The sequence below is a fragment of the Veillonella sp. 3_1_44 genome (assembly GCF_000163715.1).
GTDB lineage: Bacteria > Bacillota > Negativicutes > Veillonellales > Veillonellaceae > Veillonella > Veillonella parvula_A.
The window spans coordinates 272,961-299,201 of sequence record NZ_GG770201.1 but is presented as its reverse complement, the minus strand read 5'-3'; the positions used below and the strand labels follow the sequence as shown (position 1 = coordinate 299,201).

The window sequence follows — 26,241 nt, the reverse complement described above, 5'->3', positions numbered from 1 at the left end:
CATATGACTATGAGTGATTTTTTATGCCTTAGCATTTAGCCTTGTTAAACAAGTTACACAAGCTGTAACAATTATAGCACCAATAATTTCATTCAAGGCTAAATTATGATTAAGAATAACTACATCTAAAGCTAAAGTAACTATTGGTCCCATTGCACTAATAACGGCTGCAAGAGATGCATTAATTCTTTTAAGACCAAAAGACATCAAGTATGAAGGAATGATAGAACAAAAAATGGCCAAAAATACTAAATAAATCATAGTATGTGTTTGGAGTGTTGAAAATGTAGTAAAATTTTTGCTATCAATTATAAAGCCGAGAAGTAAAAGTACTGTAGTTATACACATATAAGTACTGGTAAAAATAGTAGAACTAATATTCGAAACAGCCCTCTTACTATAAATAATAAACAACGCCCAAAAGATTGCAGAAAGAAAGACTAGTGAAATGCCTATTAAAGTATCTGTAAGGTGGTTATCAACGGTAGGATTAAACATAATTGCTAATCCTAGCACAGTAGATACAATTAAAACTACTTTTGAAAATGTAATGCGTGATAAATCTGATGATAACAGAAAAACGTAAATTGGAAATGTAAATAGAACAGCACGTTCTAATGAGGCAGATATATATAATAATCCTATGAAGTCCGTTATAGATGAAGATACATAAAGAATAGCCCCCAAAAATGAGTATTTAAAAACCTTACTTTTATTCACGCTATTCCAATCAAAGCGAATCATTGGTATAAGAAAAAAAGGTAATGATAAAACAGCCCTACACACAAGAACATTTAAGGGGCTCAGTGAATCTAAATAAATTAGTTTTGCCCATATAGATTTTGTTGATAAGAATACAGTAGCTAAAAACACCACTAATATTCCTATATTTTTCATTAACAGATTCACTTTATATACTTCTCCATAATCAAATACAACTCAAATAAAATATATAAAATATAAAAACACATTTCATCCTAAGTAGGACGAAATGTGTTCATTATAAAAAATTTAAATTATTGATGAGCTACGTGTTCCATCCCCATGCGAACTAAACATTCAACATGATCATCGTTTAGAGAATAGTATGCTGTTTTCCCATCTTTACGATATGTAACAAGGCGTGCTTGGCGCAATACACGCAATTGATGAGAAATAGCAGATTGTCCCATCTCCATGGTTTCTGCAATGTGATTAACACACATTTCATTTTCTAGTAATAGCTCTACTATTTTAAGGCGTGTAGGATCACCCAAGATTTTAAACAGTTCTGCTAGCTTCAGCAATGATTCTTGTTTGTCGGTCATATAATCCCCCTTTTTTAATCCTATCCATTCTTTTTTGTAGCTCTTCTATGTCACTAATCGATACGTCTTAACGTATAACACCAATATGTATGGCATACATATAGACATTATATCATTTTTAACATAAAAAAGAGACTTTGAGAAACCAAAGTCTCTTTTTTTATCATATCTATATAAGATATAAGATATAAATTATTTAATGATTAATACAGGGCAAGTGGAGTGGCTAGTTACATAGCTACTTACGCTACCCATGAATAAGCCTTTCAAAGGGCCAAGACCACGGCTACCCATTACGATGAGATCAGCATTATATTTTTTTGCCACTGCAAGTAGTGCAGGTCCAGGGGAGCCAACTTCAAATATGCTTTTAACTTTTACGCCTGCAGGAATTTCTTTCACTACATCATTAAGAATTTCCTTACCAGTTTCTTCCATATCCTCAGCAATTTGCTCAGATACATATCCACCAGAAATTGGTGTTTGATCAAAATTGGAAATAGCAGACACAATATTTGCAACGTGAACAACAATCAATTCAGCTTGGTTGCGATCCGCTACAGCGAGAGCATGTTCCAACGCACGTTTAGCATTTTCAGAACCATCAGTAGGTACGACAATAGTTTTGTAGGTAACCATAATAACCCCTCCTATTCCTAATCCCTCAAAGGGGATATGATCAAATATCGTTTAGCCTATACTAATATATTCTAGACCATCAAGGAAAACTCCTCTTTTTTCTGAGGATTTATTACATTATAGCACAAATCGTACAGAATTATACAAATAAAAGAATATTATGCGTATATTAAAGAACTTGAGACGATTGGTTTGTATTGAGTGTAGTAGTCAATTTAAAGCCATCTAATATATCTATAAGTTCCTGAGTAGCAAGATTACTACCGGATGGACCAATCATTCGAGCTACTGCCACATTACCTTCATTGCCAAGAATAATTGTTGCGCCAAAGGATACTGGTTCCGCTACAGATGTATCAGACGTATTTGGATTTTTCATATGTCCCGCCAAATAGAACATCACATTACCGTCAATGATATGCGTTTCATAGCGAGTAATCGTGGCCTTGTTCACATCGACCAATTGTTTAAGATAATAATCACCAAGCATTTGCTTAGCCATCATAGTTGGCATGCCGGAGCTAACAGCTTGTACTGGGATTGTAAAGGACTCAATGTCGAGGCGTACATTATGTTTAGTGAAAGCAATCTTACCCTTTTCATTAAGACGGGTAAAGCCTTTCGGATAGGTAAATTTGATGCCTTCTGCAACACTGATATCGCTTGTGCCGGTTAATATTTTTTTTACCCCTTTAATAGCATTAGAGCCGCGCTTATTGATCAATTCAAAGGATGGGATTGTATGCTCCATCAAACCTAGCTCCATAAACTCTGCACGAACAGGAGCATAGGTACTAGACAAATTGTACCGATGAGTTGGATCTTTCTCCATGATAAATTCTGCTTCAAATACAGACTGAACCGGCTCTGTAGATGTCATGTCCGCATAAGATTTTGGTGTACTCTTATCCCAGCGTGCGGAAACTGCACCTTTCTTAGTAAAGAACCCACCAATAATATCATTATGTTCAAAGTTATTGCTATGTTGGCGCCAAATATTCAAATACTCCTCATTAGACATGCCCTTAATAGGTACACCATACCAAGTTGTATTCCATTCTTTTTGAGATACCCCTTCTTGTGGTGTATTATTACGCTTAGTAAAAGATACTGTATAGGAATCCTCTTGCGTAGGGCCCGCTAAATTGAAGGAATACCCTTGAATATGTTCGCTTTCACTACGCACATCCATATCTAGCATAACACCATCAGCTACACGCCAAGGAATCGAGAACATATAACCATTTTTATAATCCTTTACCACCGTGTTCATCTTAGTAGCATAGGATTTGTATTGTTCTGGCAAAATAGATGCGGAATCCTTCTGAGATTCCACAATAGATAAAGGTGTATCAGGCGTCTTCTGTAAACCTTCCGCCATAATAGAAGTCGTTCCCAAAGCCATAACAGCTAAGGTTGCCGCAAATAAACGTAACTTCATAGAACCTCCTATAACATATTATCCAAAAACGCTTTCGTTCTTTCGTTCTGCGGATGATTAAAAATTTGTTCTGGTGTTCCTTCTTCTTGAATAACACCATCAGCCATAAAGATAACACGATCCGATACTTCACGAGCAAAGTTCATTTCATGAGTTACGATAATCATCGTCATGTGATCGTCCGCCAATTGTTTAATCGTTTTAAGAACCTCACCAGTAAGCTCTGGATCGAGAGCAGATGTAGGTTCATCAAAGAGCATGATTTCAGGATTCATCGCTAACGCACGAGCAATAGCTACACGCTGTTGCTGACCACCAGACAAGCGAGATGGATACATATTACGTTTTTCCCATAACCCTACTTTATTGAGTAGTTGCTCTGCAATCGGTGAGATTTCATCATCTTTCATACCTTTTACCATACGTGGAGCAATCATAATATTATCTAATACCGTCATATGTGGGAACAAGTTAAAAGATTGGAATACCATCCCCATACGAAGCAATAATTCATGCTGAGTTTGAGGAGAAGCGTATTTTACAACCCCATTTTCAGTATTAGCAAGAACCGTACCATCAACGGTAATAGAGCCTCCATCAATCGTTTCTAACTGGCCCAAGCAGCGTAAAAATGTGGATTTACCAGAGCCAGAAGGTCCAATAATAGAAACGATTTCTCCTCTATTCATTTTAAGCGACACATCGCGCAATACTGATTGATTATTAAAGCGTTTTTCAATACGCTCCATATTTACAAATGTCATAAGTACCTCTTACGTCGTCATATTAAGTATATAACCAACACCTCAAGTAAAGATATCTCATCTACAAAATCACATCTATAGCATCAAATAAAAGTATCTCAACTATAAAACTAGCTACATCATTACATACGACAAACTATCATAGAATTAGATTAATCTTCGTATACAGCAAATCTTCGTTCTAAGTAGTTGAAGATATTCGTTAAAATAAAGGTAAAGATCAAGTAGAATAATGCTGCCACGAGGAATGCAGAAATATCAAAGTCACGTTGTACGATAGATTTTGTAATACGCAAAATATCATTCATCGCTAATACATATACAAGAGATGTATCTTTCAATAAGTTAATCGTCTCATTCGCAAGAGGAGGCAATACACGTTTAAACATTTGTGGCAAGATGATCTTACGCATAGTTTGTGCATAGGTAAAACCAAGCACTTTCGCCCCTTCGTACTGACCTCGAGAGATAGATTGAATGCCCCCACGGAAAATCTCACATAAATAAGCTGCATAGTTTAATACGAAGGTAAGAACTGCTGCCGTGGCATCATCCATTTGAATGGCACCGTCTGTGATGATTGGTAATGCATAATAGACGAATAAGATTTGTAGCATCAACGGCGTGCCCCGCATTAAATATACGAAAGCATCGACAAGCTTATCTACTAAAGGCAATTTAGATAGGCGTAACATAGCCATTAAAATGCCACCAGGAATAGATAAAATCCATACAATACAGAATAGCGATACGGTTACCTTTAAACCATCAGCGATAGTTGGGATAATCTGCAATAAATAATCTAACATGAAAGACTCCTTCAAAACACGACTAGAGAAGGGCCATCTGGCCGCTTCTCTAGTGTACATTTCGTTCTTTAATTATCAGTTGTACCTACTGACCATAGTACTATTAGTATATCACGAATTGTACTATTTAGCATCGCTCTTATCTAAGTCTGCGCCTGAGCCTAACCATTTTTCAGCAATTTTATCAGCAGTACCGTCTTTTTTCATTTCAGCTAAGATACCATTAATTTTGTCACGCAAAGCAGTATCATCTTTACGGAAACCAACAGCGAAATTATCAACGCCGTAGTCAGTACCTTCTACGATTTTGTATTTACCAGGTTCTTTTGTCATAAGATAACGAGCGATTACACCATCAGCAATAACCGCATCAACACGACCAATACCAAGATCCATAAATGCACTTACAAAATCCGCATAGGATTTTGTCTCCTTAACAGTCTTACCGCTTGGGTCGTTTTGCAATGCTGCTTCACCAGTACTAGCTTGTTGCACCCCTACTACCTTACCAGCTAAATCAGCTTTACCTTTAATGGAGTCATCGTCATTGCGAACAATGATGTATTGTTTATCCTTCATATATGTGTTAGAGAACAAAATATTTTTCTCGCGCTCAGGAGAAACTGTTAAGCCATTCCACAAAGCATCAATTTTTTTAGATTTTAGTTCCGCTTCTTTACTGGACCAGTCAATAGCTTTAAATTCTACATCCATGCCAGCACGTTTAGCCGCTTCTTTAGCCATATCGATATCTAAACCTACGATTTCGCCTTTATCATCTTTGAAGCCCATTGGAGGGAAGCTATCATCTAAACCAATGACAATTTTCTTAGGCAATTCAGTATTAGCTTTTTTAGCGTCACCGCCACAACCTGTTACAAATGCCATCATAGATACGGCTGCAAGGCCAACGGCCATCATCTTTTTCCAATTCATAACTATCCTCCACAGCGATTATCGCCTATTTACCACTTAATAACATGTTCAATACAGATTTAGATTCCGTACTTAATGATTGTATTATACTTTAGTTCATTAAAGTTGTAAATAGTTAATTCGATGAATTTTACATTTTTTATTTTACAGACTCTCCATATATAGTTTATGATTCTAGATTCATTTGCTTTATGTTTCTGTAGTCCTATATTTATATTTCTGTATGCCTATATTGTATGACGCTACGTACTTATACTTTATGACTGCGTATGTTTATGAATGGCCTCAATCATCGCCATTTTATCCTTGTACGCCACCTGATGCAGATCAAGTGGTATCACATAGATCCCACCATGACCATTCATCGCTTGCAACTCACGCCATTCCTCAGTGAATCCAATAATATGCTCATAATCAACAAAGACGAAATATTCATCCCCATAGAATAAACTGTAAAAGTATTCTTTCACAGAAAAAGGCCTGCGTTTTAACACGAGGCCCTTTTCACAGATAAAAGCTTGACTTTCACCTAATCTATGAAGGGTCCACAATATCACGAGCAACAACAGATAATACCATACACGTTCCGCCCAGTCTGAAGGCATATATTTTACAATCAACGCACACGCAACTAGACCGATGATGCGACCGGTCCACTGTATACCGCGATGTATTTCTAAGCTCTGTTGTACGGCACCTGATGAAAAGCGTTCCATCGCCTCTTGTTTCGTCATGGTTTACCTCACAAATTGAAAGTCTACTATATGATTTTATTTACGGCACAAGCCCATAGCTTGTTCTACCTTACGGTACATTGCACTTGCTTTAGCATGCGCCTTAGCAGCCCCTTCATCAAGGATTACATCCAGTTCAGGGCTTGTAATCAATTCATTGTAACGTTGTTGAATTGGTTCAAGGGTTGCTACTAATAGATCGGCAATATCGGATTTAAATACACCGTAACCCTTACCAGCATACATTTCTTCGATAGCTTCGTAGCTGTCTTTTGTAATAGCACGGTAGATTCCCATCAAGTTAGAGATGCCAGGTTTATTTTCTTTATCATAGCGAACCGCATTATCAGAATCAGTTTGAGCTCGTTTCAACTTTTTCACGATTAAATCTGGTGCATCCAAAAGACGGATTGTAGCATTTTGGTTATCATCAGATTTACTCATTTTCTTAGTTGGTTCTTGCAAGCTCATAACGCGAGCGCCACCTTCTCCGACCTTGATATCAGGTACTACGAAAGTTTCACCGAATCTACGGTTAAAACGCTCTGCTAAATTACGAGTCAACTCGAGATGTTGCTTTTGGTCTTCCCCTACAGGAACATAATTCGTACCATATAGCAAAATATCTGCCGCCATCAACGGTGGATACGTAAGCAATGCAGTTGGAATAGAATCCCCTTGCTTTTGAGACTTATCCTTGTACTGAGTCATACGCTCTAATTCGCCAACATAGCTAATAGATTGCATAACCCAACCGAGCTTAACATGCTCAGGTACTTCGGATTGAACAAACAATGTTACCTTTTTAGGGTCAAGGCCAACCGCAAGGTACAATGCAGCCAAATTACGAGTGTTTTGAAATAATTCTTTTGGATCTTGCGGTACCGTAATCGCATGTTGGTTAACGATACAATAGTAACATTCATCAGTATCTTGATAGTCTAAGAAATTACGTAAAGCCCCCAAATAATTACCAAGTGTTAACTCCCCACTTGGTTGGATGCCGGAAAATATAACTGCCATAATAGTCTCCCTATATTGAAATAAACCAACAGTGCCGAAGCACTGTTGGTTATATATTATTCTACGGTTACAGATTTAGCCAAATTACGTGGCTTGTCTACGTCTGCACCGCGTGTAATTGCTACATAATACGCCAATAGTTGCAATGGTACAACCGCTAAGATTGGAGCGATAAATTTATTCGCACGAGGCACATAAATTGTGTGGTCTACGTGTTTAGATAATTCTTCGTCACCTTTCATGCCAATACCGATTACAATAGCTTCACGAGCTTTTACTTCGCGGATGTTGCTAATCATCTTATCGTAAACATCCTCTTGTGTAGCCAATGCAATAACAGGTACGCCCTCTTCGATAAGAGCCAATGTACCATGTTTCAATTCGCCACCAGCATATGCTTCAGCGTGGATGTAAGAAATTTCTTTCAACTTCAAAGCACCTTCCATCGCTACTGCATAATCGATAGCACGGCCCAAGAAGAATGCATCAGATTTGAAGCCATAATGTTTAGCAAAGGCTTTCATATCTTCGTCTACTTCAAAGATTTCATGAATCAAGGATGGTAAGTTTTTAACGCCGCTAAGAATTTCTTCGGCTAAAGCTGGATTTAATTTACCATTTAATTGACCTAGGTATACGGCGAATAACAAGCCCGCTACTAATTGAGTAGTGTACGCTTTTGTGGACGCTACAGAAATTTCAGGACCAGCCCATGTGTAAACTTTGTTATCCGCTTCACGAGAAATACTGGAACCAACAACATTAGTAATAGCCAAGGATTTGGCACCAAGGCGCTTAGCTTCTTTCAAAGCCGCCAATGTATCGGATGTTTCACCAGATTGACTAATAACGATACATAATGTTTTATCATCAGTCAACGGGTTGCTGTAACGGTATTCAGATGCTATTTCCACATCAACTGGAATACGCGCCAAGTTTTCAATATATTGTTTTGTTACAAGACCTGCATGGTATGCAGTACCGCATGCAACGATGAGAATTTTATTGAAAGCTGCCACATCTTCAGCAGTCCAATTCAACTCATTAAAGATAGCTGTCTTACCGTCTTCAGAAATATGTGTACCAAATGTATCGCGTACAGCCTTAGGTTGGTCATGAATTTCTTTCAACATAAAATGTTCATAACCGCCTTTTTCTGCTGCTTCAGCGTTCCAATTTACATGGAATACCTCTTTATCAACAGGTTTGCCTTCACGGTCAAATACGGATACATTATCGCGAGTTACGATAGCTAATTCACCATCGCTTAAGATATATGTATCCCGTGTGTAATTAATGATAGCTGGAATATCGGATGCAACGAAGTTTTCGCCTTTACCAAGACCGATAACCAATGGATTTTCTTTTTTCGTACAAATGATTTTGTCTGGCTCATCAGCACAGATGATTTCAAGAGCATACGCACCATCAACACGAGCGAGCATGCGACGTACAGTACCTACGAAATCGCCATCATACATATCTGCCAATAAATGAGCTACTACTTCAGTATCCGTTTCGGATTTGAAATGGTATCCTTTTTCGATGAGCTCTTCTTTTAAAGGCATATAGTTTTCAATAATACCATTGTGAACAACAGCAAATTTACTATCTTCAGATGCATGAGGATGGGCGTTCATATCGGATGGACGACCGTGTGTAGCCCAACGTGTATGACCAATGCCTACAGTTCCTTCATTAGGATCTGCTTTCACAACTGCCTCAAGATTAGCAAGACGGCCAACCTTCTTTTGAATTTTAATTACATTTTCAGGGCCGATAACAGCAATACCTGCAGAGTCATAACCACGGTATTCTAACTTTGCCATACCGTCCAACAAGAAATCAGATGCTTGATTAAAGCCAATGTATCCTACGATACCGCACATGAGTATATCCTCCTATAACTGGGGGTATTTCTAGCCCCAGCAAAAACTAAGGCTAACTAATTAATGTTCTAGATTAATATTCTATTTAATGTATTAATTATTAATTCAATACAATTCATTCAGATATACTTTGTCCCCATCGTTACCGATGGGCTTTTTAATACCTGTTACGACATGAATATGCCGGAAGAGCATCCGCTGATGACTCGATCACTCTTCACCTCGTCTACCCTAACGACTGCCTTCGTGGGTACTTGCGCTATTCGCCTTTACGAATTCGGAATTCCTTTCTGTAATATATGGCAGAATCAGTACAAAATAAAATATGTACTGAGGTATATTATACTAAAAAAATCGATAAAAAGTAAACCACCTCAGATAATTCAAAAGGAATAAAAAAGATTGTTTCTATGCTTCACGTCCTTTTCATTGTAAGAAATTATACTTCTATCATTCTAAATTTTACACAATTAGATTTTGTTGTATTTTCAAAATGTATGTATATAATTTGGGAGATATTAATCATGAATAAAACAACGATTAAAAAGAAACATAAAAATAGAAAAAATAGTTTGTCCTATAGAAAGTTACGCCGTTGGGTATTACCTGCAGTCCTTGGTGCTGCCCTATCAACGTTAGCTATCATTCCAACCTTAGCAGCAGAAACTCAGCCTAACACTAACATCGCAATTGTAACCACAACAGAGCAAACCAAAACAGTACCATCCGCACAAGGAAGCACATCTCCAAACGGTGCACCTCACGGCAAACCACCTGCCGGTCACTCCCCTACAGGCACGTCTAACCAAATGCCTCCAAATGGAAATCCTCCTTCTGGCACTCCTAACGGTATGCCTCCAACAGCTATGCAGAATGGAGCCCATAATGGGATGGCACCACAAGTTGAAGTAGATCCTAGTACTTTTAAAGGCACAACTATCATTACAGAAAACAAATCCATTGCTCACGAATCGATGACAAACACAACGGCTGATCAGAATGCTTTCATCGGTAAAAATAAAGCGGTAATTGATATTGAAAATAGCGTTTTCGATAAAACAGGCGACACTACAAGCGATGACAACAGCAATTTCCGTGGTCAAAATGCAGTAGTCCTCGGTATCGAGGGTAGCCAAATTAACATCAAAGGTAGCAATATTACATCTAACTCTAAAGGTTCTAATGCAGTCTTTGCCACTGGCGAAGGCTCGGTTATCAACGTAGAAAATACTAATATTCACACCAAAAGCGATTCCTCTCGTGGTTTAGATGCTACTTACAAAGGTACTGTAAATGGCAAAAACCTAACTATCACTACTGAAGGGGCTCACTCCGCTACACTTGCTACAGATCGCGGAGAAGGCACTATCACCGCAGAAGCAGCAAAACTCACCACATCTGGCGAAGGCAGTCCTGTTATCTACTCCACGGGTAATATTATGGTAAACAATGTCAACGGCATAGCGAATAACAGTGAAATTGGCGTCGTAGAAGGTAAAAACTCCATAACCCTTACAAACTCCAATGTAACAGGCTACAAAGATAATGGCTTCATGCTATATCAAAGCTTCTCTGGTGATGCTGAAAGCGGTATTGCTCGTCTGAAAGCAGAGAATAACACACTCACAACTCACGCTACAGGTGCGTTCCTCTATGTAAACAACACCACTGCTGAAGTAGACCTTTCTAACAATGCAATCTCTATGCCGAACACATCTACCCTAGTGAAAGCAGCTGCTGACTCCCGTTGGGGAAAAACTGGTGAGAACGGCGGTCACCTCACACTCCGCACATCTAATCAAGAACTAAGCGGTAATATTATGGCCGATTCAATCAGTACCATCGCTCTTGACATGACAAATGGATCTAGCCTTGTAGGTGCTGTAAACACAGACAATACGGCTAAAGAAGTAACAGTGAAACTCAGCAAAGACTCCAATTGGATACTCACTGGCGACAGCTATGTAAAATCCTTGAGCAACGAAGACACAACCGGCAGTAACATTCAATTGAATGGATATAAACTTGTTGTGGCTGATAAATAATATCAAAAGCACTACTCTAAATAATTGCAATTCAAAGTAGTGCTTTTAATTTGTTAAACTTACTTGTATATCAGTTTAAATATATAAATCATCTTTATATAAATCTACCAATAAGCAGATTAAAAATTATGAGTTAAACAGTCTATTAAATAGCAACCATATATTGGCCATAGTTTTAGTTCAACTGTAGGTTTAAAGTTTTCATCTTTAATTTTATGTTCCAACAAATTTAGATTTTCTAAATCATCTTCCCAACTATTGATATATTCCTGCTTTTCTTCTTCACTATCAAAGTCTTCGTCCATTTTTGCATCTTCAATGCATGTCAATATTTCATTTCGCTGCTTGTCCACTTCACGATGGAACATATCATGTTGATTCATAATCCAAAGACCAAAGTAATAAGGGCCATCACTTAAATCACAGTGCTCTTTAGCCTTTTCACATTCGTCTAAGAATAGGCTGTACTCATCTAATATAAAATAGACGTCAATGATATCAAACTCAAAAACTTCATCGTTACTTAAATGATATGCTACATCACCTCCAAGCTTAATTTGCTTCAAACGATCAAGGTCTTGCTTTTTATTACCTAAATACACATCACAATAAACAATACAAACTAGTAATTTCATTCTATTGGGATAGCTTTTTAATAACTCTTCAAAAATGGCCCTTGCTTTCTCATATTTCTTAAGCTCAAACAAACACACTGCATAGCCAAAGTTCATTTCATAATCGTTGGATACTATTCTTCCCTTTTCAAAGGCACATAAACTTTTCTTCAACGCCTCTATTGAACCCTTATCTGCATAAGAGGAAAAATGATATAAAGCCAGCCCTCTGTAAGTCTCTATATATGGAGAATCTAACTTTACAGCTGCTGATAGATAGTCATATTCTTTTATACTCCCCTCATCGTTATAATAAAAAGCCAAATTAGTGTAAATTCTCGCTTTATCAGTATCACTAAGTTCATTAGTATAAGCTTCAAGGAACCCTTCCAATAGTTCTATTGAATTTTTCTCATCCCTCAACACCTGTTCAACAGTTGCTAAAGTACAGACCACATCCACATCATTAGAATACTCACACATCAAAGTAATTAAATACGTTCTAAAACGCTCTGCGTATTGCTTTAGCACATCATAATCACTAAATATAGACGCATTATATGTAGCTTCATATTCTACTTTAAGATTTTCCCAATACTCTTTTATAGCAACTTTCATATTACACCTTTACTATCATCGAACAGGTTTTAGACCATATGTTTATAATAACATAAGTTATTACTTATATACTGTTGTACCTATAATAACGCCGCTCATATAAATTCAAACTATACAAAAAGATTTCCTTTAGCCTCTATCTAATTCTAATTGCATAAAAATAACCCTCTATTAAATATTCTAAAAATGAATAAAATATCTAATAGAGAGTTATGTTGCTTGAACAAAATAAAACCTAACTATATTATGCTCTATCAATAGAAATTAAAGCCGCATTTTTTGCATGTATCAATGTAGTATCAAATAAAGGTATATCCGTATCATCTTGTTTAATAAGTAGCCCAATTTCAGTACAGCCTAAGATAACACCTTGTACACCAGATTTTACCAAATCACCAATAATATCTAAGTATTGTTGTTTAGATTCATTAGAAATAACACCTAAACACAATTCATTATATATAATATCATTCACAAGTTCGACTTGATCTTCGTTAGGTATAACAACATGAATCCCCCGATTTTCCAAGATACATTTATAAAAATCTTGTTGCATCGTGTACTTGGTACCGAGTAGACCTACCTTTGTAATACCTGATTTTTCCAACTCTACTGCAGTCATTTCCGCAATATGAAGAAGTGGAATGTGAATATGTCTTTTTATTTCATCCGCTACTTTATGCATTGTATTCGTACATATAACAATATAATCAGCACCAGCCTTTTCTAAAGATTGAGCAGCATCGGATAAAATTTCAGCACTTCTGACCCAATCTCCATTTGCTTGACACTTTTCTATCTCTTCAAAATCGACACTATATAAAATACATTTTGCTGAATGTAAGCCGCCCAAAACTTGCTTAATAGTTTCATTCAAGACTTGGTAATACGTAATCGTACTTTCCCAGCTCATTCCCCCAATTAAACCTATTGTTTTCATAATTTCATCCTCTAAGCTTAGAATAAACCAAAATAAAAAGATTATTCATTATGATTATTCAATTTTAAATATCACTCATCTCTAAACCTCCTATATATGTTCCTGCAGCAACTTTACGTAGGACGGAGCAAAGGGACATATATAGGAGGGGATACCTTTAATATCAAATTGTAGAATGGATTCACAATTATTAAAATTCATAGGATTAATCTCAGTAAAGATGGTTCCTCGCAGTGGATTTTGCTTCGCAAAATCTTACGCTCGGAACAAAGTGATATGTGGGCTTCATCGTCGCAAGCTCCTCTGCCGCCTCACACCCTACTTTTATTCAGCCAACCCTTGTTCTCTACCGATAATATCAGCAATTTCTTGGCACAGGGATTGTAGTTCTTCTTGATTAGGACCTTCAGCCATGACACGAATGAGTGGTTCTGTCCCGGATGCACGTACCAAGACGCGACCTTCGTCACCAAGTTCTCCTTCAGCTGTTACGATAGCAGCTTTGATGAGGTCATTGTCTTCCCAGCCAGTTTTTGTAGCTACACGAACATTTACAAGAACTTGTGGGTATTTTGTCATAATGCCGGCCAATTCAGAAAGAGGTTGCTTTTTCTCCTTCATAAGAGCTGCCACTTGAACAGCTGTTAACATGCCGTCACCAGTGGTGTTGTGATCTAAAAAGATTACGTGACCAGATTGTTCACCACCAACGGAAAGATTATGTTCACGCATGTATTCCAATACATATCGATCACCAACAGCAGTGGAAACTGTTTTCATACCAAGTTCTTCTGCTGCTTTATGGAATCCAATATTACTCATAACGGTACCAACTATGGTATCACCTTTAAGTTTTCCTTCTTCTTTCAACTTAAGGGCGCATAGCAACATGATTTGATCGCCATCGAGGACTTGACCTTTTTCATCAACCAATAAACAGCGGTCAGCATCGCCATCATTAGCAATACCAAGGTCTGCATTATGTTGTTGTACGGCTACTTGTAAGCCTTCAATATGTGTGGAACCACAATGATGATTGATATTCAAACCATCTGGATTCACGTTAATATTGATGACTTTAGCCCCTAGTCCAGACAAAATTTCCGGACCTACACTGGAAGCTGCGCCATTGGCACCATCATAAACGATAGTCAACCCTTCAAGGGACGTATCGATTGTGTGACGTACAAAATGAGCATATAAATGAGCCAAGTTACTATTGAACTCAATTTTACCAATACCATCACCTGTAGGACGTGCCAATTCATTATCTGCACTTTGACGAACATATTTTTCCAATTCATCTTCCACTTCATCAGGTAATTTATAGCCATTACCATCAAAGAATTTAATGCCATTATCTGGATATGGGTTGTGGGATGCAGAAATAACAGCACCCGCATCAAAACCTTGTTGCCGTACAAGGTACGCTACTGCTGGTGTTGGGATAACGCCTGCAATTACTACATTACCACCAACAGAGCAAATGCCCGCCGCTAATGCACTTTCAAGCATAGAACCAGAAATTCGCGTATCGCGACCAATCAAGAACGTAGGGTGATCCTTTTTCTTACCAAAATGCGTTCCTGCCGCACGACCTAAATGATAGGCTAATTCCGGCGTTAAAAACTCATTAACAACACCACGTACACCATCTGTACCAAATAAACGAGCCATAATTATCCTCCTCTAAGGATTTGTGAAAGTTTCACAAGTCTATATATCTACCGTGTGTATCTTTTCAATAATTACTGTTGTGTATTATATCATAATATAGAAAGCATACCTACTATAAAGTCACATCTATATTACATAAATAGTATGAATCTATACTGTAATTCAATTCATCAGTATAATTCCCCACTAATTAGGTTTTGCGTATTTTGCCATACATAAAATGGCCGTTTCCGCACCATCAAGGGCAGCACTCATAATTCCCCCTGCATAGCCAGCCCCCTCACCCATAGGATAAAAACCTCCTACAGTAGGAGAAATGCGTTCTTCATTGCGTCCCATACGAAGCGGCGCAGAGGTACGCGTTTCAACGCCTGTCATACACACCGCAGGATCATCAAACCCTCGGATGCGACGCCCCCAGTATGGCAAGGCCCGCTCTAATACGGATGTGACGAATGATGGCAAGCAATCATGTAAATCGCAATTTACAACACCTGGCTCGTAGCTATATATACTATTTTGTACGCTAGGTGCTTGTGAAAGTCCTAAAAACTGTCCTACAGTTTGTGCAGGCGCATGGAAGTTAGAACCGCCCAACTCATAGGCCTTGCGTTCCCATTCTCGTTGAAATGCGACGCCATCTAATGGATGAGTACCAAAGTCATCTGGACCTACGTTGACTACGATAGCACTATTAGCAACACCGCTATCCCGAGCGTATAAACTCATGCCATTTACAACAACTCCACCATCTTCAGAGGCAGATGCTACTACTTGACCTCCTGGGCACATACAGAAGCTATATGCAGTACGGCCTGATTCTTTATCGTGGTATACGAGAGAATATTCTGCTGCACCGAGGCCCAAACTAGATGGTTCTACACCATATTGAGACTCATCAATTACAGACTGATCATGCTCAATACGAACACCGATAGCAAATGGTTTTGCCATCATTTCCACATTGCGTTTATAGAGCATTTCATATGTGTCACGTGCACTATGGCCTACGCCAGACAAAACAACAGTCGTATCAATACGCTCACTACCATTAACTTCAACGCCTACGATACGGTCATTTTCAATAAATAAATCCGTTACCTTAGAACCAAAGCGGACTTCACCGCCCCATTCGATGATGCGCTCACGCATGGCTTTTACCATGGTACGCAATTTATCAGTACCTACATGAGGTTTATGTTTATATAAGATTTCTTCAGGCGCACCGAACTCTACAAAGTATTTAGATATTTCATGTAAACGCGGATGGGTAATACGAGTTGTCAACTTACCATCGGAAAAAGTTCCTGCGCCGCCTTCCCCAAATTGTACGTTGGATTCAGGTTTAAATATGCCCTTTTTCCAAAATGTTTCTACATCATGACTACGTGTATCTACATCTTGACCGCGTTCAAGCACGATTGGGCGATATCCTTCACGAGCTAAGTAAAAGGCTGCCAGCATCCCCGCAGGGCCAAAGCCCATAACTACAGGACGATGAGCTAATGGTACGGACCCAAAAACAATAGGTTCTGGATCTTCTGCAGCAAATACAGATATATCCTTTTCTTTACCAAGCTTTTTCATGACTTGAGCTTCATTATGAACCTCAATGAATAGGGTATATACAAAAACAATGTTTGGCTTCTTACGGGCATCTACGGCACGTCGAACAACATGAATCGTTTCGATAGCACCACGTAACGGGGGATATTTCTTTTCTACAATACTTTTGATATCCGACTTAACCATAACAGCCACGCGGAGATTTATTATTCTAATCATATCTTTCCTATTAAAGCCTCCCTTTTAGGTGAGCCTACTTCTTTAATCTTTGACCAAAATTCTTTACCACTTGACCAGTAAGAAAATAGTCATACATCTTTATTATACAACACTACTATAAAAGCTAATATATAAATCATAAAAAGGCCCTAATAGAGAAATATTCACTCTATTAGGGTCTTTGTCGCAAGATTTCAAAGCCTCACAAAAAACTTATCATCCATTAAGTACTTTCTTTTGTATTTCTACTTTCACCCGTACCGTTGTGGTATTGCTATTAACTCCATTCGGTAATACTAAATTATAGTTACCCTGTACAGTTTCAGTAGCACCCGATACATCGATAGGTTCCGTTTGTATTTCTGTAACGGAATCAATCATTTCTTCACGACCTGTAACTGTTAGTTGCGTTGGTGTAGCAGACGTGGATTTAACTTCATAACCTTCTGCTACTGTACCAACAGTCGGAACAGTAATAGGAACCGCCTTTTCTTTACGTAATAAGTTGAGTTCGTATTGTGCTTGGCCTTGGTTTGGATTAATATGTACATCCAGTACATTACCTACCGCATCCCAAGCTTCTAAAGTACTAACAGCGCTAAAATTCTTCGTTTGACCAGCCACATTGACTTTCATCACAACCTTGCTCACTGCATTAACTTGTTGCTTACGACCAGAAACAGTTACCTCTTTCGGCACAATCGTTACCGATTTCAAAGCAATATCATCAGAGAACTTGCCGATTGGAACTATTTCAACAGGAATCGTTTTCTCTGCATATTCATCAACATTGATGATGATGTTATCTGGTTTAACCTCCACAAGATTCATCCCTGCCGGAGGCGTAAAATTAATAGTTACATTATTTTGACCTGGTTTTACACCAGATGCATCAATATAAGCCCGTAAATTATCTGATTTCATAGACATAATGGTATCACGTGGACCAGCCAGAACAACACGGACCACATCTGGTGCATCTTCTATGATATAGCCAGAATTGAGATTTTGAACCTGAACAGGTATTGTATAGGTTACTTCCATCACAGGGTTCTGATCGCGCATAATAAAGAACCACATGACGATAGCCGCTAGCAAGGATAATAATTTAGCAGGCCAATTGCGTTTCAAATGAATCATCATTTATTTGCCCTCCATTTCCACATACTAGTAATGGTTTGACGAGGGCGTTCCATAAAGGTGCGCAATGCCTCTTTAATTTGATCCTCTGGTAAATGGCGATAAATATGACCGCCATATGTATAAGAAATGGTCCCTGTTTCCTCACTGACAACGACTACAACAGCGTCAGTTTGCTCAGACAAGCCAATAGCTGCACGGTGACGTGTACCTAGTTCAGTACTCAATGTGCGGTCCTCAGTCAACGGCAACAAGCAGCCCGCTGCACGGATTCGCCCATCACGAATAATCAAGGCCCCATCATGAAGTGGTGTACTAGGAACAAAGATATTTTTAATCAACTCGCGGCTCAATACAGCATCGATAAGAATACCAGTATCTACAAAGTCATTGAGACCTACTTCACGTTCAAAAACGATAAGTGCCCCCGTATGTTCACGAGACATAACGCGAGCCGCAGCCATCACTTCATTAATGGCCATATCCATTTCTTCTTCGTTTACATTTTGTGCCTTGCTGAAAATTCGGCCACGCCCCAATTGTTCTAGAGCACGACGCAATTCTGGTTGGAATACAACGGGTAACGCAAAGAGAAGAACGGTCATACTTTGTTGCAAAATCCAGTTGATAACGTATAGATTTAACAGATGACTCAATAAATTTAAAATTGCCAACATAACGAGACCTTTTAAAAGAGAAACGGCCCGTGTATCTTTAAGCAATTTATATAAATAGTAAATACCAATAGCAACGATTATGATATCAACGATATCAAGAAGCCTAAAGGTATGTATAAGTGCGTCAATATGCATAAAAATAGCTCCTTATACAAAATAATAAGGTACAATCAATTCTTTGACTGTACCTTATATTTTAACTCATTTTGAGAGTACTGTAAATTTATAAACAAACGCTGAATGAGATTTTTATTAGATGTTTTGTGTTTCAATCCAAACATCCATTTGGCCCCCACAAACCATGCCTTCTTTAACAGCTACGTCATCATCGAGATGAACATCGATACGACGGTGAGCTTCTTTTTTATTCAAAGAGTCCACCGCACTTAGGCGGATTTCATTTTCCGCACGGCCACCGCCGATAGTACCAAAAATAGATCCATCAGGAAATACAACCATAGATGTACCAGCTTTACGAGGTGTGGATCCACAGGTATATAAAATAGTGGCTACTGCTAAGGTTTCGTTTTTACGTTCACTAAGGTATTCAATAAACTCACGATTCATGGATCACTCTACCTTTCCGCAATGAGCCGCCTTTTTTACCACGCACCACTGCCAAATATTCACTAACGATAGATAATGCAATTTCCTCAGGCGTTTGAGCTCCTAAATCTAGCCCAATAGGCGCATATACCATATCTAACTCATCTTGAGTCCATCCTTGCTCACGCAACACTTCAAAAGCGTGATGGATGCGTTTTTGGCTGCCCATAACGCCCATATAGGTAGGCAAGTACCCTCGTAATTGTTCTAAGCATATATTATCGTACTCATGAGCACGTGTCACAATGATAAAACCAGTATATTCATCAAGAGGTAAATCGTTCTTGAAGTTTTCTAAAGGCAAGCATTTACGTATGACACGTTCATCAAAGAATTCAGGAACTACATATTCTGGACGGTCATCTACGACTGTAACACGACATCCAATAAACAACAGCAAATCTGTAATAGCTCGGCTAACATGACCTGCGCCTAATACGAGAACTGACGGATCATTTTCTACAGGTTGTACGAAACACTCCATTTCGCCTACCATGCATAGAGAATTTAGCTTTGCTTTATCTACAGTAAACCCTTCAATAGGAGTTCCGTATAGAACCCTTCCATCTTCAGCATAAATAGTCTTATCCCCTTGACGAGGACCGGATAGAACAGTAACCATCACAGTAGTTTCAGTAACCTGTAGACGATCTTTCATCACATCATAAATTGTTTCCATCTAGATTCCTTTCATAATCCCAAGCGGTAACAGCCTCTAATACACCTCCACCGACAGCAAGGGATTTATCTGAAATACTATAGCAATGAGACTCTTCACAACGAGCATCCACATCAGCCAACTTAAAATGATCTGATACGATGAGCCCACTTTTTAAAATGCCTCGTAGAATACCTGTAATTTTTGCTCTTACTGGTTCTTCATCAACATAACCAATTACTTCATTAGCTTGTACAGAATCCCCAATATGACGTTTTGCTGTAAATAGTCCAGCCTTTGGAGAATGAATAACACGCTCATGAGTGTAGCCACCTACATTTCCAGGGATACCTGTATTAGGTTGAGCTGGTCCATCATAGATACAGCGACCTAATGAATGACCACGCATCGTTTCAATGACTACATCTACATCTTCTCCAGCAATAAATCCAGGGCCCACACCGATAACGAGATCTGCATCATCCCGTTTTGTACCAAGATTCTTTTTACTCAAAATAGCATCGACTACAATCTCTGGTTTTAAAGTGTCCAATAATTCCTCATATGAGCTAGTGACAACGGGGATGATTTCCTGTGCCAATGTATCCTTCACTTCACTAAGAGACACATGACGAGCAACAAAACGTTCCAAAATCATTTCTCCACGATGAACCGCATTACCGTAACATACTTCGCGGCGAATCATGGTAGGAATCGCTATTTCACTAATTACAACGGGATAGCCCGCCCGTCTCAATCTATATACAGCGCCGGAAGCAATGTCTCCGCCTCCACGCATAAGTACCAATGGTTTCATAATGCCTCACTTTCACGATGTTTCAAACGCTCAAAATCATCGGGTGTATCGATATCGTCGCCAATATCATCACTAATCCATAATTTCACGACATGGGCTTTACCATCACCATGAATAATGGTCTTACCCCCTTGATCCCCTTGAATCTGTTGTAAATAATCAAACCAATGAGAACCAAAGAGAACGGGATTTCCCGAGTGATAATTTGCCCCATAATGTGGAACGACGATAGTTTCCGGATGAAAGTTTTCATTAAATGCACGAATGACCTCGTGTACAACAGCACTCGTCAGAAGTGGTTGATCTCCTACTGAACAGAGAATACCGTCTAGCGGTATGGGTGACGTATTCATCAAATGACGTACTCCCATCGCTATGGATACTCCTTGCCCCAGTTCAGGATGGTCATTTCGAATGGCTTCAAAACCATAGTTTGTGACAATTGGTTCTAATTTCTCATGATCATCACCAGTAACCGCCACAAAAGGTAGCATACACGATACAGTAGAAGCTACCTGTCCACCCCATCCACCTTGAAGAGCCCCACAGACCGCATCTAGAACAGTCTTACCACGCCAGGGCAAGAGTTGCTTATTACATCCCATACGCTTGGATTGTCCTCCCACAAGGAGTACAATGCCAATATGCAAAGGATGACGGTCTATGGGGTCTCTCATGGGACTAAAAGCGGTGTTACAATTTGCTTTCATAATAGTCATGAGTACCTACCGACATTGAATAATGCGACGGATTTCACAACTTGCTTTATATCCATCAGCCAAAATGATAGCCGTAATATCACTATCAACAATATGATCAATAAAATCATCGATAATGCGATGTTGCACTGTTTCATAACCAGTACAGAATAGTATTTTCTTACCTTTACTGTATTGGAATAAACCTTGCCTATGCAAAACAAGATCAGCCAACATACGAGGAGTTACAATAGCCCCCATATCGCGTTTTACAATATCTTGAACCAGCTCGATATTATGTACGTGTTCATCATCTAACGGGGCCCCTAGCATTTGTAGATTCACGAGGCCAATCGTAGTCTTTGTAAGAGATGGAATGACAGGTTCGGTCATCTTAGGTGCCTTGAGCCATTTTTCCTTCGCCCCATCTGCTTCTACAACAATTTGCCAATTGGGATGTAACTTGGATAAACCATCGATGAGATCACAATCTAAGGAGTCTACTTTTGTTCCTGTAATTCCAGCGAACCACGCACCACAATAGCCACGTAAAAGTCGGTCAGTACAATACTCATCAGCTTCATTAATATTACGAGTATAAATCGGTTCATAATGAGCCACCTGAGACTCATAAAGTCGAGTCGTAGTCGTAACTACGATGGGCTGACCTTTCAGCCGTCCATATTCTACTAGTTTTGAAAGCACAGTCGTTTTACCGCCTGCCCCAACAAGGGCAACGATTCCCGGCTGAATCAATCGATTCCAATAGGATGTTTGTGATGTCATAGAACCAGGCCTCCTTAGAAAGTAAAAAGAACTAGAAATCTCTATACTTTATATTTCTCGTCCATAGCCATAAATACCTTCTCAGGTGTCATAGGTAATGTACGAATATCCGCACCAACTGCATTTTTAATGGCATGTTGGATAGCAGGGCACCCCGTATTGATGACAACCTCACCAATAGATTTAGCTCCGAAGCCACCTGTAGGCTCGTAAGATTCTACAAAGTCTGTATGTAATTCACCAATATCCTGACGGGTTGGGATTTTATAAGTCATAAGATTGTTTGTTTCCAAACGACCATTGTTGGAATAGCGTACATCTTCATATAAAGCCATGCCGATAGCTTGTACTACACCACCCTCAACTTGAACGCGAGCCAATTTAGGATTGATAACAGTACCACAATCAACGCAAGAATAGAAATGAAGAGGAATAACCTTACCTGTTTGTTTATCTACCTTCACCTCAGCAATAGATGCCATAAATGGAGGTGGGGATGTATGACTGCCCCATGTAGCAAAACCAGACAATTGCTCCGCATTAACACCAACTAATAATTTTGGTGCCAATTGATGGATATCCATTGTTTTAGCACCATCTTTTGTGGTAGCTACAACGCCGTCAAAGTCAACGTTTTCAACGTCAGTTTCAAAGAATTGAGCGAATTTAGCAATAATCTTAGTGCGCAATTCTTCTGCCGCCATCTTAGCAGCAGTACCTGTTACATAGGTTGTACTAGATGCGTAAGACCCTGGATCGAATGGTACGATATCTGTATCTGATTCAATAACAGTCATATATTCCATAGGACAGCCGATTACTTCACAGGCCATTTGAGTCAATACGGTATTAGACCCCATGCCCATATCAGAAGACCCAGTATACAATGTATAATTACCATCGTCACCAAGGCGAATTTCAACAGATGCCACATCGATATTTGCGACACCAGAGCCTTGTAATGCTAAAGCCATGCCAAGTCCACCGCGATAGCGCTCATCGATATCCCAAGAATGAGGGCGTTCATCCCAACGAGCCATTTCTTTTACGCGATTTACGGTATCTTGGAAAAGACCAGAATCAAGATATTCATCTGGAGCATATACTAAGCTTTGTTCACCTTCCGCTATTAAGTTCTTCTCACGTAACTCAGCTGGATCAATCCCCATCTTATCAGCTAACTGGTTTACTGCACATTCTAATGGCCACAATGCTTCTGTTGCACCATACCCACGGAAAGCACCACCAGGAGTTTGGTTAGTATACACACCCTCTGTACCATAATGAACAGCAGTCGCTTTGTTGTACAAAGGTACAGATTTATGTTCGCCAGCCGTTGTAGTAGTGAAGCAATGAGTTGCATGTGCACCAGCGGCTGTGATGGAGTCCATATCAATAACTTTAATAATGCCATCTTTTGTAGCACCTACACGGATTTTCCATTCACGAGCATGACGTGTAGTAGAGCAAGTTTGTGCTTCTGTACGATCGTATAAGAGATAACAAGGTTTTTTCAATGTCCACGCTACAAAGGCCGTCATAATTTCTGTACAAGCCGTTTGTTTAGAGCCGAAACCGCCGCCGATACGAGGTTTAATAACACGGACTTTTGTGGCCGGAATACCGAGTGCACGAGCGATGTGACGACGTACATGGAATACGATTTGCGTAGAGGATACGATAACTACACGACCTAGCGCATCTATATATCCAAAGCTTTGGAATGGTTCCATCGCTGTTTGGCGTGTGGCCTGGTCAAAATATGTACCTTCTGCCACGTAATCACATTTAGCAAGTTCTGCTTCCACATCTCCTACCCGTTTGTGATAGGATACGCAAATATTACGTTTGTAATCTTGACCTACAGGGATATTGTTATGAATATCATCTTCAGGATGTACTATAGTTTCATGATCGATAGCAGTGTGCATATCAAGTACAGGTTTCTGTACTTCGTATTCAACTTTGATAAGCGGCATTGCTTTAAGCGCTGTAGCTTCATCTTTTGCTACGATAAGAGCTACTTCGTCTCCAACATAGCGAACTACAGGGTCCAAAATGAGCGCATCATAAGCGGATGGCTCTGGATATGTTTGGCCTGCTAATGTGAATCGCGTATTAGGCACATCTTCATAAGTAAAAATAGCTTCTACGCCAGGAATCAATTTAGCTTTAGATGTATCAATAGATTTGATGCGCGCCTGAGCATGAGGGCTACGAAGAGCCTTAATAACGAGCGCATCTTTGGGAACAAAATCGCCAGTATAAGACGGTTTACCAGACAAAATACCTTTGGAGTCAACTTTGTCATAGGATTTTCCAATATGCTTATTCATCATTATAGGCCTCCTTCTAAGAATTTACGAACTCCTCGAAGTTGTGATTCATAACCAGTACAGCGACACAAGTTACCTATGAGGTATTCGCGAATCTCATCATCGCTAGCCTTTGGATTTTTGCGTTTCAAATTAATAGCACTCATCATCATGCCAGTTGTACAAAAACCACACTGATCTGCGCCTTCACTTGCGATACAAGCCGCTAATAATTCAGCTTCCTCTTGTAAGCCTTCTAATGTAGTAATTTTATGGCCTGGCGCACGAAATGTAGGGTATGCACAGGACAAAATAATTTCGTCATCCACCCATACAGTGCAAAGGCCACAGTTTGTAGTGTCACAGCCACAGCGGACACTGTAATAGCCAAGATTACGCAATGTATCTAGCAACATCTCATCAGTTGGCACATTAACAGTTACATTTTTGTTATTAATATTAAGTACGAGTTCCATTATTGTGCCACCTCCTTAGCTAAGCGTTGAACCATTGCTTTTACCATTTCCATGCGATATTCTTTGGACGCATGAGAGTTAGATTGATACACCAGTTCTTCAGATGCCAATTGACCTGCCTCTTTTGCGGCAGATAATCCTTTTTCTGAAAGCAAGGCACTTGCTTTAACAGCTAATTGAGGTACACCAGGTCTTGTACCGATATACAATTCAACCCCTTTTTCATCATGGCGAAGAGCACCTGTCAATAACGGGAAATCACCACGAGAAATGCGAAGGGCTTCAACAGCTACAGGTACATCTACCTTAGGGATGCGAATCTCCATGAGAATATCACGTTCTCTATATGCCATATAATCTTGCATGGACATACGACCGCCTTTGAAGGTAACGATGTCTGCATGCACTGCCAATAGCGCAGGGATGATATCAGAGAAGCCAAACTTACTTGCTACAGAACCGCCCATGGTAGCAGTATTTCTAAATTGAACGCCAAGAATCTCCTTAACGCCTTTAACTACGGCACCGCCGCAGAATTGTTGTAAAGGCTCAAAGCGTTCCACATCTCCTTGTGTCGCCATAGCGCCAATTACAAACTCCTTATCTTCTTCACGAACATAACGCAAATCAAGACTCGCCATATCAATCACTGATGGCCAAGTACGTCGTCCTAGACGCAGCCAACAGCCGCCTGCTAGCATAGGAGCAGTTTTGTTCTTTGTGGCTAATTCATAAGCCTCTTCCACCGTCTTCGGTTGTAATACTTTCATAAATGCTAACATAATCTGTCCTCTCAATGGTATACTAATACTAACAGAATTACGGTGCTAACTATAAAAATACAGTT

At 39.3% G+C, this 26,241-nt stretch carries 25 protein-coding genes; 1 reads left to right on the top strand and 24 read right to left on the bottom strand.

The features are described 5' to 3' along the window. Positions 1 to 21 precede the first annotated feature (21 nt). From HMPREF0873_RS07950 to glmS, 10 genes are all read right to left on the bottom strand, one after another. Complete coding sequence (locus HMPREF0873_RS07950) at positions 22 to 897, bottom strand: DMT family transporter (protein ID WP_232192021.1); 876 nt, start codon at positions 895 to 897, stop codon at positions 22 to 24. A gap of 119 nt (positions 898 to 1,016) precedes the next feature. Further along, a complete protein-coding gene (locus HMPREF0873_RS07945; RefSeq protein WP_004693850.1) occupies positions 1,017 to 1,307 on the bottom strand; it encodes a metalloregulator ArsR/SmtB family transcription factor in 291 nt (96 codons plus the stop codon). 192 nt (positions 1,308 to 1,499) lie between these two features. Further along, positions 1,500 to 1,946 (bottom strand): universal stress protein, encoded by a 447-nt coding sequence (locus HMPREF0873_RS07940; protein ID WP_008715390.1) that lies wholly within the window; start codon positions 1,944 to 1,946, stop codon positions 1,500 to 1,502. A 169-nt stretch (positions 1,947 to 2,115) separates the two neighbouring features. After that, positions 2,116 to 3,387, bottom strand: coding sequence for a hypothetical protein (locus HMPREF0873_RS07935; RefSeq protein ID WP_008715388.1), 1,272 nt, complete (start codon positions 3,385 to 3,387; stop codon positions 2,116 to 2,118). A gap of 8 nt (positions 3,388 to 3,395) precedes the next feature. After that, complete coding sequence (locus tag HMPREF0873_RS07930) at positions 3,396 to 4,151, bottom strand: amino acid ABC transporter ATP-binding protein (protein ID WP_008715386.1); 756 nt, start codon at positions 4,149 to 4,151, stop codon at positions 3,396 to 3,398. 152 nt (positions 4,152 to 4,303) lie between these two features. Next, positions 4,304 to 4,960, bottom strand: coding sequence for an amino acid ABC transporter permease (locus HMPREF0873_RS07925; protein WP_004693858.1), 657 nt, complete (start codon positions 4,958 to 4,960; stop codon positions 4,304 to 4,306). A 123-nt stretch (positions 4,961 to 5,083) separates the two neighbouring features. Then, the gene (locus HMPREF0873_RS07920) at positions 5,084 to 5,896 is read right to left on the bottom strand and encodes an amino acid ABC transporter substrate-binding protein (RefSeq protein WP_008715384.1); all 813 of its coding nucleotides are present in this window, start codon (positions 5,894 to 5,896) and stop codon (positions 5,084 to 5,086) included. Positions 5,897 to 6,153: 257 nt separating this feature from the next. Next, positions 6,154 to 6,630: a hypothetical protein gene (locus HMPREF0873_RS07915; protein ID WP_008715382.1), complete on the bottom strand. Its 477-nt coding sequence runs from the start codon at positions 6,628 to 6,630 to the stop codon at positions 6,154 to 6,156. A 36-nt stretch (positions 6,631 to 6,666) separates the two neighbouring features. Next, positions 6,667 to 7,653, bottom strand: coding sequence for a tryptophan--tRNA ligase (trpS, locus tag HMPREF0873_RS07910; protein WP_008715380.1), 987 nt, complete (start codon positions 7,651 to 7,653; stop codon positions 6,667 to 6,669). A 56-nt stretch (positions 7,654 to 7,709) separates the two neighbouring features. Next, positions 7,710 to 9,542, bottom strand: a complete 1,833-nt coding sequence (glmS, locus tag HMPREF0873_RS07905; RefSeq protein WP_008715378.1) for a glutamine--fructose-6-phosphate transaminase (isomerizing) — start codon at positions 9,540 to 9,542, stop codon at positions 7,710 to 7,712. A gap of 524 nt (positions 9,543 to 10,066) precedes the next feature. On the opposite strand from glmS, the gene HMPREF0873_RS07900 reads away from it, so the two are divergent. Then, on the top strand, positions 10,067 to 11,587 hold the full coding sequence (locus tag HMPREF0873_RS07900) for a hypothetical protein (protein WP_038125775.1): 1,521 nt from the start codon (positions 10,067 to 10,069) through the stop codon (positions 11,585 to 11,587). A 119-nt stretch (positions 11,588 to 11,706) separates the two neighbouring features. Here HMPREF0873_RS07900 and HMPREF0873_RS07895 read toward each other — a convergent pair whose 3' ends face one another. From HMPREF0873_RS07895 to HMPREF0873_RS07830, 14 genes are all read right to left on the bottom strand, one after another. After that, entirely contained in the window at positions 11,707 to 12,819 is a 1,113-nt protein-coding gene (locus HMPREF0873_RS07895) for a tetratricopeptide repeat protein (protein ID WP_008715374.1), read from the bottom strand. Positions 12,820 to 13,063: 244 nt separating this feature from the next. Beyond that, positions 13,064 to 13,759 (bottom strand): aspartate/glutamate racemase family protein, encoded by a 696-nt coding sequence (locus HMPREF0873_RS07890; RefSeq protein WP_004697879.1) that lies wholly within the window; start codon positions 13,757 to 13,759, stop codon positions 13,064 to 13,066. 324 nt (positions 13,760 to 14,083) lie between these two features. Further along, complete coding sequence (gene glmM, locus HMPREF0873_RS07885; protein WP_008602925.1) at positions 14,084 to 15,436, bottom strand: phosphoglucosamine mutase; 1,353 nt, start codon at positions 15,434 to 15,436, stop codon at positions 14,084 to 14,086. A gap of 186 nt (positions 15,437 to 15,622) precedes the next feature. Then, positions 15,623 to 17,221 (bottom strand): NAD(P)/FAD-dependent oxidoreductase, encoded by a 1,599-nt coding sequence (locus tag HMPREF0873_RS07880; protein ID WP_008715371.1) that lies wholly within the window; start codon positions 17,219 to 17,221, stop codon positions 15,623 to 15,625. Between the two features lie 216 nt (positions 17,222 to 17,437). Then, complete coding sequence (locus HMPREF0873_RS07875; protein WP_008715369.1) at positions 17,438 to 18,364, bottom strand: YbbR-like domain-containing protein; 927 nt, start codon at positions 18,362 to 18,364, stop codon at positions 17,438 to 17,440. Further along, positions 18,361 to 19,173: a diadenylate cyclase CdaA gene (cdaA, locus tag HMPREF0873_RS07870; RefSeq protein WP_004697909.1), complete on the bottom strand. Its 813-nt coding sequence runs from the start codon at positions 19,171 to 19,173 to the stop codon at positions 18,361 to 18,363. Before cdaA ends, HMPREF0873_RS07875 begins: the two co-directional genes overlap by 4 nt. Before the next feature lie 117 nt (positions 19,174 to 19,290). Next, positions 19,291 to 19,605: an XdhC family protein gene (locus tag HMPREF0873_RS07865; RefSeq protein ID WP_004693881.1), complete on the bottom strand. Its 315-nt coding sequence runs from the start codon at positions 19,603 to 19,605 to the stop codon at positions 19,291 to 19,293. Continuing rightward, positions 19,595 to 20,323: an XdhC family protein gene (locus tag HMPREF0873_RS07860; RefSeq protein WP_008602931.1), complete on the bottom strand. Its 729-nt coding sequence runs from the start codon at positions 20,321 to 20,323 to the stop codon at positions 19,595 to 19,597. The genes HMPREF0873_RS07865 and HMPREF0873_RS07860 overlap by 11 nt, the downstream gene beginning before the upstream one ends. Further along, positions 20,307 to 21,119 carry a selenium-dependent molybdenum cofactor biosynthesis protein YqeB gene (gene yqeB, locus HMPREF0873_RS07855; RefSeq protein ID WP_008602932.1) on the bottom strand — a complete coding sequence of 271 codons (813 nt, stop codon included), beginning with the start codon at positions 21,117 to 21,119 and terminating at the stop codon, positions 20,307 to 20,309. The genes HMPREF0873_RS07860 and yqeB overlap by 17 nt, the downstream gene beginning before the upstream one ends. Beyond that, positions 21,116 to 21,838, bottom strand: a complete 723-nt coding sequence (locus HMPREF0873_RS07850) for an NTP transferase domain-containing protein (RefSeq protein ID WP_038125774.1) — start codon at positions 21,836 to 21,838, stop codon at positions 21,116 to 21,118. The genes yqeB and HMPREF0873_RS07850 overlap by 4 nt, the downstream gene beginning before the upstream one ends. Positions 21,839 to 21,844: 6 nt before the next feature. Next, positions 21,845 to 22,603, bottom strand: coding sequence for a selenium cofactor biosynthesis protein YqeC (gene yqeC, locus HMPREF0873_RS07845; protein ID WP_008715366.1), 759 nt, complete (start codon positions 22,601 to 22,603; stop codon positions 21,845 to 21,847). A gap of 41 nt (positions 22,604 to 22,644) precedes the next feature. Then, complete coding sequence (locus HMPREF0873_RS07840; protein ID WP_008715364.1) at positions 22,645 to 24,942, bottom strand: xanthine dehydrogenase family protein molybdopterin-binding subunit; 2,298 nt, start codon at positions 24,940 to 24,942, stop codon at positions 22,645 to 22,647. Beyond that, the gene (locus tag HMPREF0873_RS07835) at positions 24,942 to 25,394 is read right to left on the bottom strand and encodes a (2Fe-2S)-binding protein (protein ID WP_004693892.1); all 453 of its coding nucleotides are present in this window, start codon (positions 25,392 to 25,394) and stop codon (positions 24,942 to 24,944) included. The genes HMPREF0873_RS07840 and HMPREF0873_RS07835 overlap by 1 nt, the downstream gene beginning before the upstream one ends. After that, positions 25,394 to 26,176, bottom strand: coding sequence for a xanthine dehydrogenase family protein subunit M (locus HMPREF0873_RS07830; RefSeq protein WP_004693894.1), 783 nt, complete (start codon positions 26,174 to 26,176; stop codon positions 25,394 to 25,396). The genes HMPREF0873_RS07835 and HMPREF0873_RS07830 overlap by 1 nt, the downstream gene beginning before the upstream one ends. Positions 26,177 to 26,241: the final 65 nt, after the last annotated feature.

Bases quoted from the DNA above. Each gene is read 5' to 3' on its own strand.
- glmM (WP_008602925.1), bottom strand. From the start codon at position 15,436: ATGGCTCGTTTATTTGGTACAGATGGTGTACGTGGTGTTGTTAATGAG.
- HMPREF0873_RS07860 (WP_008602931.1), bottom strand. From the start codon at position 20,323: ATGGAAACAATTTATGATGTGATGAAAGATCGTCTACAGGTTACTGAA.
- HMPREF0873_RS07930 (WP_008715386.1), bottom strand. From the start codon at position 4,151: ATGACATTTGTAAATATGGAGCGTATTGAAAAACGCTTTAATAATCAA.
- HMPREF0873_RS07940 (WP_008715390.1), bottom strand. From the start codon at position 1,946: ATGGTTACCTACAAAACTATTGTCGTACCTACTGATGGTTCTGAAAAT.
- HMPREF0873_RS07935 (WP_008715388.1), bottom strand. From the start codon at position 3,387: ATGAAGTTACGTTTATTTGCGGCAACCTTAGCTGTTATGGCTTTGGGA.
- yqeC (WP_008715366.1), bottom strand. From the start codon at position 22,603: ATGACATCACAAACATCCTATTGGAATCGATTGATTCAGCCGGGAATC.
- HMPREF0873_RS07840 (WP_008715364.1), bottom strand. From the start codon at position 24,942: ATGATGAATAAGCATATTGGAAAATCCTATGACAAAGTTGACTCCAAA.
- HMPREF0873_RS07830 (WP_004693894.1), bottom strand. From the start codon at position 26,176: ATGTTAGCATTTATGAAAGTATTACAACCGAAGACGGTGGAAGAGGCT.
- cdaA (WP_004697909.1), bottom strand. From the start codon at position 19,173: ATGCATATTGACGCACTTATACATACCTTTAGGCTTCTTGATATCGTT.
- HMPREF0873_RS07875 (WP_008715369.1), bottom strand. From the start codon at position 18,364: ATGATGATTCATTTGAAACGCAATTGGCCTGCTAAATTATTATCCTTG.
- HMPREF0873_RS07835 (WP_004693892.1), bottom strand. From the start codon at position 25,394: ATGGAACTCGTACTTAATATTAATAACAAAAATGTAACTGTTAATGTG.
- HMPREF0873_RS07895 (WP_008715374.1), bottom strand. From the start codon at position 12,819: ATGAAAGTTGCTATAAAAGAGTATTGGGAAAATCTTAAAGTAGAATAT.
- trpS (WP_008715380.1), bottom strand. From the start codon at position 7,653: ATGGCAGTTATATTTTCCGGCATCCAACCAAGTGGGGAGTTAACACTT.
- HMPREF0873_RS07945 (WP_004693850.1), bottom strand. From the start codon at position 1,307: ATGACCGACAAACAAGAATCATTGCTGAAGCTAGCAGAACTGTTTAAA.
- HMPREF0873_RS07900 (WP_038125775.1), top strand. From the start codon at position 10,067: ATGAATAAAACAACGATTAAAAAGAAACATAAAAATAGAAAAAATAGT.
- HMPREF0873_RS07880 (WP_008715371.1), bottom strand. From the start codon at position 17,221: ATGATTAGAATAATAAATCTCCGCGTGGCTGTTATGGTTAAGTCGGAT.
- HMPREF0873_RS07920 (WP_008715384.1), bottom strand. From the start codon at position 5,896: ATGAATTGGAAAAAGATGATGGCCGTTGGCCTTGCAGCCGTATCTATG.
- HMPREF0873_RS07890 (WP_004697879.1), bottom strand. From the start codon at position 13,759: ATGAAAACAATAGGTTTAATTGGGGGAATGAGCTGGGAAAGTACGATT.
- HMPREF0873_RS07865 (WP_004693881.1), bottom strand. From the start codon at position 19,605: ATGAATCGTGAGTTTATTGAATACCTTAGTGAACGTAAAAACGAAACC.
- HMPREF0873_RS07925 (WP_004693858.1), bottom strand. From the start codon at position 4,960: ATGTTAGATTATTTATTGCAGATTATCCCAACTATCGCTGATGGTTTA.
- glmS (WP_008715378.1), bottom strand. From the start codon at position 9,542: ATGTGCGGTATCGTAGGATACATTGGCTTTAATCAAGCATCTGATTTC.
- yqeB (WP_008602932.1), bottom strand. From the start codon at position 21,119: ATGAAACCATTGGTACTTATGCGTGGAGGCGGAGACATTGCTTCCGGC.
- HMPREF0873_RS07915 (WP_008715382.1), bottom strand. From the start codon at position 6,630: ATGACGAAACAAGAGGCGATGGAACGCTTTTCATCAGGTGCCGTACAA.
- HMPREF0873_RS07950 (WP_232192021.1), bottom strand. From the start codon at position 897: ATGAAAAATATAGGAATATTAGTGGTGTTTTTAGCTACTGTATTCTTA.
- HMPREF0873_RS07850 (WP_038125774.1), bottom strand. From the start codon at position 21,838: ATGACTATTATGAAAGCAAATTGTAACACCGCTTTTAGTCCCATGAGA.